Here is a 15,525-nt window from a genome sequence, read left to right as displayed (position 1 = left end):
CGACTGGCCGGCTCCGGTTGGTGACGATGCGTTGGGGCAGCTGATTATTTCAGTGTCTGAACTGCTGGCTGATCTCTTCCAGTATCGCCGGGTCATCAATGGTGCTGGGCACGGCGTATTCCTCACCGTCGGCAATCTGGCGGATAACCCGGCGCAGGATCTTGCCTGACCGTGTTTTCGGTAGCCGGTCCACAACCAGTGCCCTGCGGAAGCAGGCAATAGCACCGATTTTCTCGCGAACCATTTCGATCAATTCGTCCTCGAGCTCATCGTGATCGATGGTCGCTCCATCCTTGATCAATACCAGTCCGATGGGAATCTGGCCTTTCATTTCATCGTGAGCGCCCACAACACAGCATTCGGCAATCGCAGGATGCGAGGCAACAACTTCTTCCATTTCGCCGGTTGAGAGCCGGTGCCCGGCCACATTGATGACGTCGTCGGTTCGCCCCATGACGAACACATAACCGTCGTCGTCGATATAGCCGCCGTCTCCGGAACTGTAGAATCCGTCGATCGGCTCCAGATAGGTCTTGCGGAAGCGGGCATCATCGCCCCATACCGTGGTCATGCACCCCGGAGGCAACGGCAGCTTGACGGCAATCTGGCCCTGCTCGCCGGCCGGAACCTGGCTCCCTTCCATATCCACCACCTGAACGTTGTAGCCGGGTGAGGGTACCGTGGCAGATCCGGGTTTCGTCTCCATCATTTCGATGCCCACCGGGTTGCAGCAGATTGCCCAGCCGGTTTCGGTCTGCCACCAGTGGTCGAGAACAGGCAGACGGGTGTGTTCCTTGAGCCACTCGTAGGTGGGAGGGTCCAGCCTTTCCCCGGCCAGGAAAATCCGTTTCAGCGAGCTGATGTCATACCGCGACAGCTGATCGGCTTCCGGATCTTCTTTACGGACCGCGCGGAAAGCCGTGGGCGCCGTAAACAGCAGGTTGACGCCGTGATCCTGAACAACGCGCCAGAAGGCGCCGGCATCCGGTGTTTTTACCGGCTTGCCTTCATAAAGGATGGTAGTGCACCCGGCAAACAGGGGTGCGTAAACAATGTAGCTATGGCCAACCACCCATCCTACGTCCGAGGCAGCCCAGTAGACATCACCCGGGCTGGCATCGTAAACCAGCTGCATGCTGTAGCGCAGAGCCACAGCATGGCCGCCGTTATCGCGGACAACGCCCTTGGGTTTACCGGTGGTGCCGGAGGTGTAAAGAATGTACAGAGGGTCGGTGGCTTTTACCGGTACCGGATCGACGGGGCTGGCCTGGGCCATGAGCTCGCTCCAGTCAAAATCCCGGCCGCTTTTCAGTTCGGCTCGCACCTGCGGCCGCTGGAACACAATGCAGCATTCCGGCTTGTGGTCAGCCTGGTCGATCGCCCGGTCCACCAGTGGCTTGTACTCGATGACCTTTTTCACTTCGATACCGCAGGAGGCGGTAATCACAGCCTTGGGTGTCGCATCGTTGATGCGCACCGCCAGCTCATGGGCGGCAAAACCGCCGAACACTACGGAATGGATGGCGCCAATGCGGGCGCAGCCCAGCATGGCAATCACGGCTTCCGGCACCATGGGCATGTAGATGATTACCCGGTCACCCTTGGTGACACCGCGGTCCTGCAGCACACCGGCAAAGGTCGCCACGGCACGGGTAAGTTCGTTGTAGGTGTAGGAGTCGGTGGTGCCGGTAACGGGGGAATCGTAAATCAGTGCTTTCTGTTCACCGCGTCCGGCACGGATATTGGCGTCAAGAGCGACATCCGAGGTGTTCAGGACACCGTCCGGAAACCACTGGCCATGGCCATTGTCGGTGGGCTTCCAGATGGTTTTGGGTGGCTCGATCCAGTCAATGGCAGACGCCTTTTCTCGCCAGAAATCTTCAGGCCGGTCGATGGATTGCCTGAATTCGGAGTGGTAGTCCATAACATCCACCTCGTAGTGTTGTTGTTGTGTTGGGCATTTCTCACAACTGTAAGCGCTTTGAGGTACAGGACTACTAGACCATAGGCTAAGTTTCTGTCTTTTTGACGGTTATTGGTCTTCGGAATTGACTGAAATCACGTTTGCTTCGAGCTGTCCGTGGGCAACCCGCGCGGTAATTTTATCTCCGGGTTGAACACGGTCGGCATGGCGCACAATGTCGCCGTTCTCTTGCTGGACGATGGCATAGCCACGGCCAAGCGTGGCCAGCGGACTGACCACATGTAGCGTCTGGCCCATGTGTTCCAGGCGGTCGCGCCTTCGTGTGAGGGATTCCCGAGCTACCCGGACCAGTCGCTCAGCAAGCTGGTTGACGCTGGCCTGGCTGTCACTGAGTTGTCTGACCGGGGATTGCATGGCCAGACGCTGGTCAAGGTGGGCCACCTTTACCCTGCTGCGCTCAATTCGCTGGCTCATGGCTGTGCCCAGTCGCAGGTCCAGTTCGTCCATGCGCTGGGCTTTTTCCATCAGCTCCCGGCGGGGGTCACGTAACCGCGCTGACAAGTGCTCCAGCCGGGTTTCCATGCGCTTGAGGGCACGGCTGGCCGCCCCGGCCAGCCTCAGTTCCCGCTCCGTGAGCTGGCGCAGCCAGTCGTTCTGATCCGGTGAAATTTTTTCGGCCGCTGCAGAGGGAGTCGGGGCGCGCAGGTCCGCCACGAAATCGGCAATGGTGACATCCACTTCGTGACCCACTGCGCTGACCGTCGGCAGTGGGCATTGCGCGATGGCACGGGCCACAGCTTCTTCGTTGAAGCACCAGAGATCTTCAAGGGATCCACCCCCACGGCCAATAATCAGAACGTCGGCAACACCATGGCGCGTAGCCCGGTCAATCGCGCGAACGATATCGGCTGTAGCGGCTTTTCCCTGGACCACGGTGGGGTAGAGCGTTACCGGAATAGCAGGGCAGCGTCTCGCCAGCACAGTCAGGATATCGTGGATGGCAGCACCGGTCGGCGAGGTGACAACCCCTATGTGTCGGGGCGTTGTAGGCAGCGGCTTTTTGCGGGCCGCATCAAACAGCCCTTCCTGTTGAAGTTTCCGCTTCAGTTCTTCAAAAGCCTGTTGCAGTGCTCCCAGACCGGCAGGCTCGATATGCTCCACAATAATCTGGAAGTCGCCCCGGTTCTCATAAAGAGTGACCTTGCCACGTATGCGGACCTGTTCGCCTTCCTTCGGGACGTCCTTCACCCGTTGGTTGAAGCCCCGGAACATGGCGCAGCGGATCTGGCATTTGCGGTCCTTGAGGGAAAAGTACCAGTGACCGGAAGACGGGCGGGAGAGGCCAGACAGTTCGCCCTCGACCCACACCTGCATAAAACTGGCCTCAAGCAGGTGGCGGGCCTGGTGATTCAGTTCGCTGACACTCAGTGCCCGCGGCCGGGAATCCTGAAAACCACTGTCCAAGGGAGGCGCTCCGTGTTGATGCATACGCACAAGCCGAAATTGGAGGGTAAAAATAACGAAAATTCAAAAAGATGCAACCCGGTGGTCAAACAACGCCGGTTTACTGTCAACCAAGGCCCATTTATAATAGGTCGATTAAGGATTTTGCTTTGCTGCACCCTGCTGGATGTGGCACCGGAATCCTCCAATCTAGCATGTTCAAAAGGCGGATCCCAATGCTGCGAATTGCCGAAGAAGCCCTCACATTTGACGATGTATTGCTTGTACCAGGATATTCAGAGGTTCTTCCTCAACAGGTCAGCCTGCAAACCAAGCTGACCAAAGGTATCACCCTGAATATTCCGCTGATTTCAGCGGCCATGGATACCGTTACCGAAGCAGAGCTGGCTATCTCCATGGCGCAGGAAGGCGGCATCGGTATCATGCACAAGAGCATGTCCGTTGAGCAGCAGGCCGCGGCGGTCCGTAAGGTGAAAAAGTTCGAAAGCGGCGTGGTGAAAGATCCAATCACCGTAACACCGGAAACCACGGTCCGCGAACTGGTCGATATCACCATGGCCAACAACATTTCAGGCCTGCCGGTAGTGGATGGCCGTGATCTGGTCGGTATTGTGACCGGCCGGGATATCCGTTTCGAAAGCCGCCTGGACACCCCGGTTTCCGATATCATGACCGGCAAGGACAAGCTGGTGACGGTCAAGGAAGGCGCGGATCTTGAAGACGTCAAGGAACTGCTCCATCGTCACCGTATCGAAAAAGTGCTGGTGGTCAACGAGGAGTTTGAATTACGAGGCCTGATCACCGTCAAGGATATTCAGAAAGCCAAGGATTATCCGTTGGCGTGCAAGGACGATCAGGGTCGTCTCCGGGCCGGCGCGGCGGTGGGAACCGGTGCTGACACCGAGGCCCGGGTCGCTGCCCTGGTAGAAGCCGGCGTGGATGTGATTGTTGTGGATACTGCCCACGGTCATTCCAAAGGCGTGCTTGATCGGGTTCGCTGGATCAAGGAACATTTCCCCCAGGTTCAGGTCATTGGCGGCAACATTGCCACCTCTGAAGCAGCGATCGACCTGGCTGATGCCGGAGCGGATGCGGTCAAGGTCGGTATTGGCCCCGGTTCGATCTGTACCACACGTATTGTTTCCGGAATTGGCGTCCCCCAGATCTCCGCTGTTTCCAACGTTGCCGCCGCACTGAAAGACCGTGGCGTTCCGGTGATTGCCGATGGCGGTGTGCGTTTCTCCGGAGACATTTCCAAGGCCATCGCCGCCGGAGCCTACAGTGTCATGATTGGCAGTCTGCTTGCTGGTACCGACGAGGCACCGGGTGAAGTGGAGCTGTTCCAGGGGCGCAGTTACAAGGCTTATCGGGGGATGGGTTCGATCGGGGCCATGGGGCAGGGCTCCAGTGACCGTTACTTCCAGGATGCCAGCAAGGGCATTGAGAAACTGGTACCGGAGGGCATTGAAGGTCGTGTTGCCTGTAAAGGGCCAATGCGCAATATCGTGCACCAACTGATGGGTGGCCTGCGAGCCTCCATGGGTTACACCGGTAGCGCGACCATGGAAGAGATGCGCACCAAGCCGGAATTCGTCCGCATCACCAATGCGGGCATGCGTGAGAGCCACGTCCATGACGTAACCATCACCAAGGAAGCCCCCAACTACCGTATCGGCTGATTATTGTCGTTCCAGGCGCGGCTCAGGGTATGAGCCGCGCTTTTTCTTTCTGATCCGAGGATTTCATGGCCCACAACATCCACGACCACCGCATTCTGATTCTCGATTTTGGTTCCCAGTACACCCAGCTCATCGCACGCCGCGTTCGGGAAATCGGTGTCTATTGCGAGATCAAGGCCTTCGATATCACTGATCAGGAACTCAATGATTTCAATCCTAAAGGCATCATCCTCGCCGGTGGTCCCGAGTCTGTCACCAAGCTGGGTGGCCCCAGGGCGCCGGAAGGGCTGTTCGACAAGGGCATTCCGGTACTCGGTATCTGCTACGGCATGCAAACCATGGCCGAGCAGCTCGGTGGCCGGGTGGCCAGTTCCGAAAAGCGGGAGTTCGGCTATGCCCAGGTGAAGGTGCGCGCCAAGGGGCCGTTGCTCCAGGATATTACCGATCACCTGACGGCTACGGGAGACTCTCTGCTGGATGTCTGGATGAGCCATGGCGACAAGGTGGTAGTCATGCCTGAGGGGTTCGAACTGCTGGCATCCACAGAAAGCGCGCCAATTGCCGCCATGCAGGATCTCAGCCGCAATCTGTATGGTGTTCAGTTTCATCCGGAAGTGACCCACACGCTGCAGGGAAAACGCATTCTCGAACACTTTGTGCTCAACGTCTGCCAGTGTGAGGCGCTGTGGACACCGGCCAAGATTGTTGATGATGCGGTTCAGCAGATCCGCAATCAGGTCGGCGAGGACAAGGTGCTGCTCGGGCTCTCCGGCGGTGTTGACTCCTCCGTTACGGCAGCGCTGCTGCACAAGGCCATTGGCGACCAGTTAACCTGCGTTTTTGTGGACAACGGGCTGCTGCGCCTGCACGAGGGCGATCAGGTCATGGACATGTTCGCCAGCAACATGGGCGTCAAGGTCATCCGTGTGGATGCGGAAGACCTGTTCCTGTCCAAGCTCAAGGGAGTCGATGACCCCGAGAACAAGCGCAAGATCATTGGTAACACCTTTATCGATGTCTTTGATGAAGAGGCCGCCAACATCCGCGATGTTAACTGGCTTGCCCAGGGTACCATCTACCCGGATGTGATCGAATCTGCGGCTTCCAAGACCGGCAAGGCCCATGTCATCAAGTCCCACCATAATGTCGGCGGTCTGCCCGAAACCATGAAAATGAAGCTGGTGGAGCCGCTGCGTGAACTGTTCAAGGACGAGGTGCGTCGTATCGGGCTTGAACTGGGCCTGCCTTACGACATGGTGTATCGCCACCCCTTCCCGGGGCCAGGCCTGGGCGTACGGATTCTGGGTGAGGTCAAAAAGGAGTACGCGGAAATACTGCGCCGGGCCGATGCCATCTTCCTGGAGGAGTTACATCGCGCCGACTTCTATCACAAGACCAGTCAGGCCTTCGCGGTCTTCCTGCCGGTCAAGTCGGTGGGTGTCGTTGGCGATGCCCGCCGATATGAATACGTGGTGGCGCTGCGGGCGGTAGAAACCATTGATTTCATGACCGCACGTTGGGCACACCTGCCTTACGATTTGCTGGAAACGGTGTCGAACCGCATTATCAACGAAATCGAGGGCGTATCCCGGGTAACCTACGATGTCTCCTCCAAGCCACCTGCCACCATCGAATGGGAATAGGTGGGCGTCTGGTACTGACCGTGATGGGCAACTACAATTGAGCGTGACCGAATAAACCACGAAGGCTGAAGTATCGCGAGCACTGGGAGCTGTATTTTCGGTAAATACCGGCAATATGGCCAGGGCTGCCCCTGACCATTCAAAGGGGCAGCAGGGAGCGATAGCCATCAACATCTTCAGATTTTCGGCCCGCACAGGGAGTGGGCTGCGCCATGACCGGGATACAGAGTTGTTGCGTGCGGAGCTGTTCAGCATTGAGCAACTGAAGCGCCATGCGGTCACCCTGGCGGTACAGCATCAAATTGATCCAAGTCCGGGGGCAGACAGGTTGCTGCCGCGTCTGGCGGACAATGCCCGCGTTTTGCTGGAGGCCTACGACGTCGTCACAGCAGCGGTAACGGCGGGGCAACGGATCGTGCAAACCGAAGCCTGGCTGCTGGACAACTTCTATCTGATCGAACAGCAGATGGGCCTGGCGCGGCGCCATCTACCGCGCGGGTACAGCCGGCAGCTGCCGCGCCTGGCCGATGGCCAATCGGCCGGGTTCCCCCGCATTTACGACCTGGCGCTGGAGTTGATCTCGCACATGGATGGTCGGGTCGACAGCGACAATGTCACCCAATTCGTCGCCGCCTACCAAACCGTAGAACCCCTGAAACTGGGCGAGTTGTGGGCCTTCCCCATCATGCTCAAGCTGGCGCTGCTGGAAAATCTGCGCCGCGTCGGCGTACGCATCGCCCAACGGCGCGAGGAGCGCGATGCCGCCATCAGGTGGGCGGACCGCATGCTTGACGCGGCGGAAAGTGAACCGAAGCAATTGATCCAGTTGCTGGCCGAGTTTGCCCATGCCGATGTACCGCTGACTGCATCGTTTGTGGAGGAGTTTTACGACCGGCTCCAGGCGCAGGGGCCCGCCATGGCCTTCGTGCAAACCTGGGTCGAACAGAAATTGGCCGAGCAGGGTACGACCGCAACGAAGCTGTCGGAGGCGGCCGGGCGGACGGCCGCGGCCAACCAGATATCCATCGCCAACAGCATTGGCAGCCTACGCTTTATCGGCGCCATGGACTGGAAACATTACGTCGAGTCGCTCAGTGTCGTCGAAAAGACCCTGTGCAAAGACCCGTCTGGCATGCACGCCCGCCAGGATTTCGCCACCCGCGACAGCTACCGGCATGTTATCGAAGATGTGGCGCGGGGCAGCGGCGGTGACGAAGCGGCGGTGGCCCGGGAAGCCATTGTTCTCGCGCAGGCGGCTGCCGGGCAACGGGGCGGGCAAGACCGCAGCGCGCATGTAGGCTACTATCTGATCGATCGGGGACGCCCACACCTGGAGCGTGCGGTCGGCTGCTGCCCGTCGTTCACAACCCGTGTGAAACGGGCGAGCCGGCCTGCGCGCCTGCCCATATACCTCGGCCTAATCCTGTTACTGACGTTGCTGACGACGGCAGGCGTGCTTTATACGCTTGATGGACTCGCACCCACTGACTGGCGCTACTGGTTCATTGCAATCACTGCCGTGTTCAGTGCCTCGGCTCTGGCGGTCGCGCTGGTAAACCTGGCGGTCACGCTGTTGTTGCCACCGCGTTCATTGCCACGACTGGATTTCTCACAGGGTATTCCTGACGTTCACCGCACTATGGTGGTGGTACCCACGCTGCTGGGCAGTCGGCGGGAGGTCGATGGTCTGATCGAAGCCCTGGAGATACGCTATCTGGGCAATCGCGATCCCAATCTGTACTTCGCCCTGCTGACAGATTTTCCCGATGCGCACGAGCAAACGCTACCGCAAGACGCTGCTTTGCTTGCCTACGCGCGCGCAGCGGTCGAAGCACTTAACGAAACCTACCGCGATGACCACCCCTGCATTTTCTATCTTTTTCACCGGCCGCGACTGTGGAATCCGTTCGAGCGGGTGTGGATGGGCTACGAGCGCAAGCGCGGCAAGCTCGAGCAGTTCAACGCCCGACTCCGGGGCGGGGCCTCCACTGCGTTCTCGGACATCGTCGGCGATCAGTCCATTCTTGCCTCGATCGAGTACGTCATCACCCTGGACACCGATACGCAATTGCCCCGTGACGCCGCGCACACCCTGGTCGGCAACCTGGCGCATCCACTCAACCGGCCGGTTTATGACGATGCCAGGGGGCGCATCGTAGAAGGCTATGCGATCCTGCAGCCGCGCGCTTCGATCAGCCTCACCAGCGCTGGCCAGTCACGCTTTTCCAAACTTTTCGGGGGTGACTCGGGCATTGACCCCTACACCCGCGAAGTGTCGGATGTCTACCAGGATCTGTTCGGGGAAGGCTCGTTCATCGGTAAGGGCATCTACGATGTCGATGCGTTTCGACAGGCTGTTGATGGACGCTTTCCGGAGAATCTCATCCTCAGTCACGACCTGTTGGAAAGCGGCTACGCGCGTTCGGGCCTGGTGACCGATGTCGACCTCATTGAGGAGCAACCGGCCAGTATTGCCACCGAGTCCAGCCGCCGCCACCGATGGATTCGCGGCGATTGGCAGCTTGCCGGCTGGCTGCTGCCGCGCGTGCCGGGACCACCTGACGTAAATGGCGCGAGGTTGAAGCGGCAGGCGAATCCGCTGTCAGCGCTGTCGCTGTGGAAAATTTTCGACAACCTGCGACGCAGCCTGGTAACGCCGTCGCTCCTTGCTCTTCTGGTGGGGGGATGGCTTGTTGGTCCGGGCCCCGTGTGGGTGTGGACATTGCTGGTCGTGGCGGTGGTGTTCCTGCCCCCCGTGCTGTCCACCCTGATCGAGCTGATTCGCAAGCCGGCAGAAAGTGACTGGCTACTCCACCTGAGCCTGACCGGAAGATCTGCAGGCCGTCCGATCGCGCTTGCCTTCCTGACCCTGGTCTTCTTGCCCTATGACACACGAATTGTCCTGGGAGCGATCTGGCACTCTGGCGCGCGCATGCCGTTCACGCGCCGTGGCCTGTTGATATGGCAGTTGCCGGGATACGCACGCCGCAACGCCTGTCGGTCGCTGACTGATTTTATCCGGGAAATGTGGGTTGCGCCGGTTCTCGCGGTGGCGGTGGGCGGGGCCCTGGTTGCGGCGGGGAGCACATTGGCGGCGGGGCTCGTCGCAGGTCCCATCCTGCTGCTGTGGCTGGTGTCGCCCATCGTTGGCTGGTGGATCAGCCGGCCGCTGGTCACCGCCAGTCCGGGCCTGAGCACTGAACAACAGGTCTTCCTGCGCGCGGCGGCCCGTCGCACCTGGCGCTACTTTGCGGACTTCGTCGGCCCGGACGACAACTGGCTGCCGCCTGACAATTTTCAGGTCTATCCTGCACCGACCATTGCATCGCGCACCTCACCCACCAACATCGGCATGTCGCTACTGGCCGACCTGGCTGCGGTCGATTTCGGTTATCTCACCGTGGGGGAGTGTCTGCAGCGCATCGGCAATACGCTCAGCACAATGGAAAAGCTGGAACGCTACCGCGGCCATTTTTTTAATTGGTACGACACCCTAACGCTACAACCGCTTCACCCGCGATACGTCTCTTCGGTAGACAGCGGTAACCTGGCCGGCAGCCTTCTCACCCTGCAGGCGGGGCTGGCCGAACTGAAAAGCCAACCGGTGCTGTCGCTCAGCGGGTTGCAGGGCCTGCAGGACACCCTGCAGGTGTTGGCCGAACAGCTGCCTGCCTCGCCGGCCCCTGAACTGGCAGAACACATCCACGCGCTGCAAGACACCCTGCGCGAACTCACACTTAAGGGTCAGCCGCTGACGCTGACTGCCGCCGCCGGCGCGCTGGACCAGATTCTGCACACCGACAAAGCGCTGTTTTCCTGGTTGCCGGTGGATGTCGACATTGATGGCGAACTGGTTTACTGGGCGCGTGCGTTCGACGCGCAATTCTGTGCGCTTCGCGATGAACTCGAACGTCTCGTGCCCGAGTCGTGGCAGGGCAATGCGCTTCCGACCCGGATGGAGCTGGCCGCATCAAATGGCCGCACCGATGGAGCAGGCGCGCAGGCACAGCTCGACCTCATCGATGACCTGATGAATCGTTGCCAGGATCTGGCAGTGATGGATTTCGAGTTTCTCTACGACGCCAGGCGCGGTCTCCTGACCATCGGCTACGACGTCAGTGAGCGCCGCCGCGATCCAGCCTGCTATGACCTGCTGGCGTCAGAAGCTCGCCTGGCCAGCTTTCTGCTTATCGCGCAGGGACAGGTGCCTCAGAAGCACTGGTTCACGCTCGGCCGCCTGCTGACCAGTCATGGTGGCGACGTCAGCCTGATTTCGTGGAGCGGCTCGATGTTCGAATACCTGATGCCTCAACTGATAATGCCCAGCTACCCGAGTACCCTGCTGGATCAGACCTGCAAGGCTGCTGTGTCGCGCCAGATCGAATACGGCCGTCAACGCGCGGTGCCCTGGGGTATTTCCGAATCCTGCTATAACGCTACCGACTTCGATCAGGTTTACCAGTACCGGGCGTTCGGTGTACCTGGCCTCGGCCTCAAGCGTGGGCTGGGCGACGACATTGTGATCGCACCCTACGCCAGCGCATTGGCATTAACGGTAATGCCGCGGGAAGCCTGTCGCAATCTGCAGGCGCTGGCTGATCACGATTTCCTGGCCGCCTATGGCTTCTACGAGGCGATCGACTACACGCCCACCCGTGTTCCCCGGGGCAAGCCACACGCCATCGTGCAGACTTTCATGGCACACCACCAGGGCATGAGCCTGCTGGCCTTTGCCCACGTATTGCTCAACAAGCCAATGCAGCGCCGCTTTATGTCCGACCCGCTCGCGCGGGCAACTGAATTGCTGCTGCAGGAGCGGGTACCGAAGCGAGGTGACACCTTGCATCCGCACGCGGCCGAAGCCAGCGCAGCCGCCCGCCCGCCCAGCGCAGAAGCCGGCGCAACCATGCGCGTGTTTACCGAAACCGAAACCCGTCTCCCCGAGGTTCACCTGTTGTCGAACGGCCGCTATCATGTGATGGCGACTCATGCGGGCGGCAGCGCCAGCCGTTGGGGTGACCTCGCGGTTACCCGCTGGCGCGAGGACGCCACTTCCGACAACTGGGGCACCTTTATTTACCTGCGTGACCGCGACAGCGGCACCTACTGGTCGACGGCGCACCAGCCGACCCTGCGCCCGGCCGATCACTACGAGGCGATCTTTGTACAGGGCCGCGCCGAATACCGGCGGCGCGACCATGCGATCGAAGCACACACTGAGCTCAGCGTGTCACCGGAAGACGATGTCGAGATTCGTCGCGTCAAGCTCACTAATCAGTCGTCCCGCACCCGCCACATTGAAGTGACAAGCTTTGCAGAAGTGGTTCTGGCGCCGCTGAACGCAGACCTGGCGCATCGCTCGTTCAGCAATCTCTTCGTGCAGACTGAAATCCTGCCCGGGCAGCGGGCAATCCTCTGTACCCGACGCCCTCGCACGCCAGGTGAGCCGGTGCCGTGGATGTTTCACCTGCTGGCATCGCCCGGCTCGGTGGCCGGCCAGCCATCCTGTGAGACCGACAGGGCCCGCTTCATCGGGCGGGGCCGCACGGTAACCAATCCGAGGGTGATGGACAGCGAAGATCGCCCATCAATCTTGTCGAACACGCAAGGGGCGGTACTTGACCCCTGTGTGGCAATCCGTAGCACGCTGACCCTGACCCCGGATGAATCGGCAAGTGTTCAGATCATTTCCGGTGTTGCTGACACGCGCGAGGCAGCATTGACGCTTCTCGAGAAATACTGCGACCGCCACTTCGTCGAGCGCGCGTTCGAGATGGCCTGGTTCCAGAGCCAGGAGGTGCTGCGGCACCTTAACGCGACCGAAGCCGATGCCCAGAAATTTGGCCGTCTGGCCAACTCAGTCATTTACGGCAATGCCCTGCGCCGTGCGGCGCCCGATATCATCGCCCGCAATCAGTTGGGGCAGTCAGGATTGTGGCGCTTTGCCATCTCGGGGGATCTGCCCATCGTCCTGCTGTTCATCGGCGACCTCAACCGCATCGATCTGGTCAAGCAGGTGGTGCAGGCACACGCCTATTGGCGAATGAAGGGCCTGGCTGCTGACCTGGTGATCGTCAACGAAGGTTTCTCCGGCTATCGGGCGGAGCTGCAGGACCTGATCATGGGGCTGATCAATGCGGGACCCGAAGCGCAGGTAATCGATAAACCGGGTGGGATCTTCGTGCGGCGTGCCGAAGAGCTTACCGAGGATGAGCGTGTGCTGCTGCAGACAGTGTCACGCATCGTCTTCAGCGACACCGCCGAGACCCTGATCGAGCAGGTGGATCGACGTGTGTCAACAGGACGCCCATCAGATCTGTTGAAGCCTTCGCTGCAGGAGGGCGCCGAAACGGTCTATCCACTGGAGCCACGCGAGCTGATTTTCAGCAATGGCGTTGGCGGCTTTACGCCCGATGGACACGAATACGTCGTCACCCTCGAACCCGGACAGGCCACGCCGGCGCCCTGGGCTAACGTCATTGCCAGCCCCCACATTGGCACTGTCGTCAGTGAGAGCGGCAGCGCCTATACATGGGTGGAAAATGCGCATGAATTCCGCCTTACCCCCTGGTACAACGACCCCATTTCGGACAGCAGCGGAGAGGCGGTCTACATCCGCGACGAGGAAACCGGCGCGTTCTGGTCGCCGACGCCGCTGCCTGCCCGTGGCCGCTCCGGGTACGTGTGCCGGCACGGCTTTGGCTACAGCGTGTTCGAGCACTTTGAGGCCGACATCGCCTCCGCGCTCTACACCTACGTCGCCATGGATGCGCCGGTCAAATTCGTAGTGGTCAAGCTGCGCAACGAGTCGAAGCGTGCGCGCAGCCTGTCCCTCACCGGGTTCTGGGAGTTGGTGCTCGGCGAGTGGCGGCATGCCAACCAGATGCACATTGTCACCGAAATCGATTTGCACACCGGCGCGCTGTTCGCCCGCAATGCCTACGGTCGTGAATGTGCCAACCGGGTGGTGTTCGCACAGACCAGCGAGCGCGAGCGGACGGTGAGCGGAAACCGCACCGAGTTTATCGGCCGTAACGGAGCGCTCGCCAGTCCGGCCGCGATGCGCCGGAAGCGGCTGTCAGGCAGGACCGGCGCCGGCCTCGATCCGTGCGCCGCGATCCAGACCCGGATCGAACTCGACGCCGGCCAGGAACACGAAATCGTGTTCGTCTTCGGCGCGGCGGGCAACGCCGATGAGGCCCGCCATCTCGTCCAGCAATTCGGTGGGCATGCGGGCGCGCGGCAAGCGCTGGAGGCGGTATGGGAATACTGGAACCACACCCTGGGCGCGGTTAATGTCGACACGCCGGACGCGGCGCTGAACGTGTTGGCCAATGGATGGCTGGTTTACCAGACCCTGTCGTGCCGGTTGTGGGGTCGCAGCGGCTACTATCAGTCCGGTGGTGCCTTTGGTTTCCGTGACCAGCTGCAGGACACCATGGCGCTGATCCACGCAGCGCCATGGCTTGCCCGCGAGCAGCTGGTCCGGCACGCCGGCCGCCAGTTCCTCAAGGGTGATGTGCAACATTGGTGGCACCCGCCGTGCGGGCAGGGCGTGCGTACCCATTTTTCCGACGACTACCTTTGGCTGCCCTATGCTACCTGCCGCTATGTGCGGGCGACCGGCGATACCAGCGTGCTCGACGAGCCGATCCACTTCCTGGAAGGGCGTGAACTGTATGCGGAGGAGGAGGCTTACTACGACCAGCCGCAACGCTCTCCTGAAGTGGCCAGCCTGTACGAGCATTGCGTGCGTGCGCTCAAGTACGGACTGCGATTCGGCGCCCATGATTTGCCGCTGATGGGCTGTGGCGACTGGAACGACGGCATGAACCTCGTGGGCAAGGATGGCCGCGGCGAGAGTGTTTGGCTGGCCTGGTTCCTGGTCGAGAACCTCGAGTTGTTTGCCAGCCTGGCCCGCGATTGTAATGATCAGGATTTTGCCGAGCTGTGCAGTGCCCAGGCGGCAGAACTGCGCAGCAACATAGAAACCCAGGCCTGGGATGGCGCCTGGTATCGGCGTGCTTATTTCGACGATGGCACTCCCCTGGGGTCAACCAGTAACGATGAATGCCAGATTGATTCGATCAGCCAGAGCTGGGCGGTGATCTCGAACAGCGGCGACGTGCAACGGGCCCATCAGGCGATGATGGCGGTGGACCAGCGGCTGGTAAGGCGTGACAAGCAGATCATCCAGCTGCTCGACCCGCCCTTTGACAAATCCGACCTGGAGCCCGGCTACATCAAGGGCTACATTCCCGGCGTGCGCGAGAATGGCGGCCAGTACACCCACGCCGCCATCTGGGCCACAATGGCATTTGCCATGCTGGGCGACACCGAGCGAGCCTGGGAACTGTTTGCCATGCTCAACCCTGTGAACCACGGCAGCACGCCTGAAGCCATCAAACACTACAAGGTCGAGCCTTACGTCATGTGCGCGGACATCTATGGTGTGTCGCCACACACTGGCCGGGGAGGCTGGACCTGGTACACCGGGGCGGCGGGCTGGATGTACCGGCTTACCACCGAAACCCTGCTGGGGCTGCAGCTGGAAGTGGACCATCTGCGAATTGCGCCTTGTATCCCGGCTGATTGGGAGGGTTACAAAATCCATTACCGCTACAGAGACACCGTCTACCACATCACCGTCAGGCGTGTTGGAGATGGGGCAGGGCAGGTAACCCGCATGACGGTGGATGGTAATGTGAATCCGGACGCGCGAATTCCGCTGATTGACGACCGCAGGGAGCACTTTGTCGAGGTGGAGCTGGGCAGCGTGTGATCTGCGGCGTTAGAGATATTGTTCGGTCAAGAG

General features: G+C 60.4%; 4 protein-coding genes and 1 pseudogene. 3 read left to right on the top strand and 2 right to left on the bottom strand.

The window, feature by feature from the left end:
• Nucleotides 1–49: 49 nt before the first annotated feature.
• Together FDP08_RS04040 and xseA are read right to left on the bottom strand one after the other, a co-directional pair.
• Nucleotides 50–1,942 (bottom strand): annotated as a pseudogene (locus FDP08_RS04040) (propionyl-CoA synthetase); the annotation flags it as partial.
• A 90-nt stretch (nt 1,943–2,032) separates the two neighbouring features.
• Complete coding sequence (xseA, locus tag FDP08_RS04035; protein WP_137434734.1) at nt 2,033–3,412, bottom strand: exodeoxyribonuclease VII large subunit; 1,380 nt, start codon at nt 3,410–3,412, stop codon at nt 2,033–2,035.
• A gap of 191 nt (nt 3,413–3,603) precedes the next feature.
• Between xseA and guaB the strand changes: the two genes are divergently transcribed.
• The 3 genes from guaB (at nt 3,604) to FDP08_RS04020 (ending at nt 15,492) form a co-directional block, all read left to right on the top strand.
• A complete protein-coding gene (gene guaB, locus FDP08_RS04030) occupies nt 3,604–5,067 on the top strand; it encodes an IMP dehydrogenase (RefSeq protein ID WP_137434733.1) in 1,464 nt (487 codons plus the stop codon).
• 65 nt (nt 5,068–5,132) lie between these two features.
• A complete protein-coding gene (gene guaA, locus FDP08_RS04025) occupies nt 5,133–6,710 on the top strand; it encodes a glutamine-hydrolyzing GMP synthase (RefSeq protein ID WP_137434732.1) in 1,578 nt (525 codons plus the stop codon).
• A 115-nt stretch (nt 6,711–6,825) separates the two neighbouring features.
• Nucleotides 6,826–15,492, top strand: coding sequence for a glycoside hydrolase family 94 protein (locus FDP08_RS04020; protein WP_228263229.1), 8,667 nt, complete (start codon nt 6,826–6,828; stop codon nt 15,490–15,492).
• Nucleotides 15,493–15,525: the final 33 nt, after the last annotated feature.

It is taken from the genome of Marinobacter panjinensis, from assembly GCF_005298175.1.
Classification (GTDB): Bacteria; Pseudomonadota; Gammaproteobacteria; order Pseudomonadales; family Oleiphilaceae; genus Marinobacter; species Marinobacter panjinensis.
The sequence above is the reverse complement of the archived record's forward strand: the minus strand, read 5'-3'. Positions and strand labels throughout refer to the sequence as shown.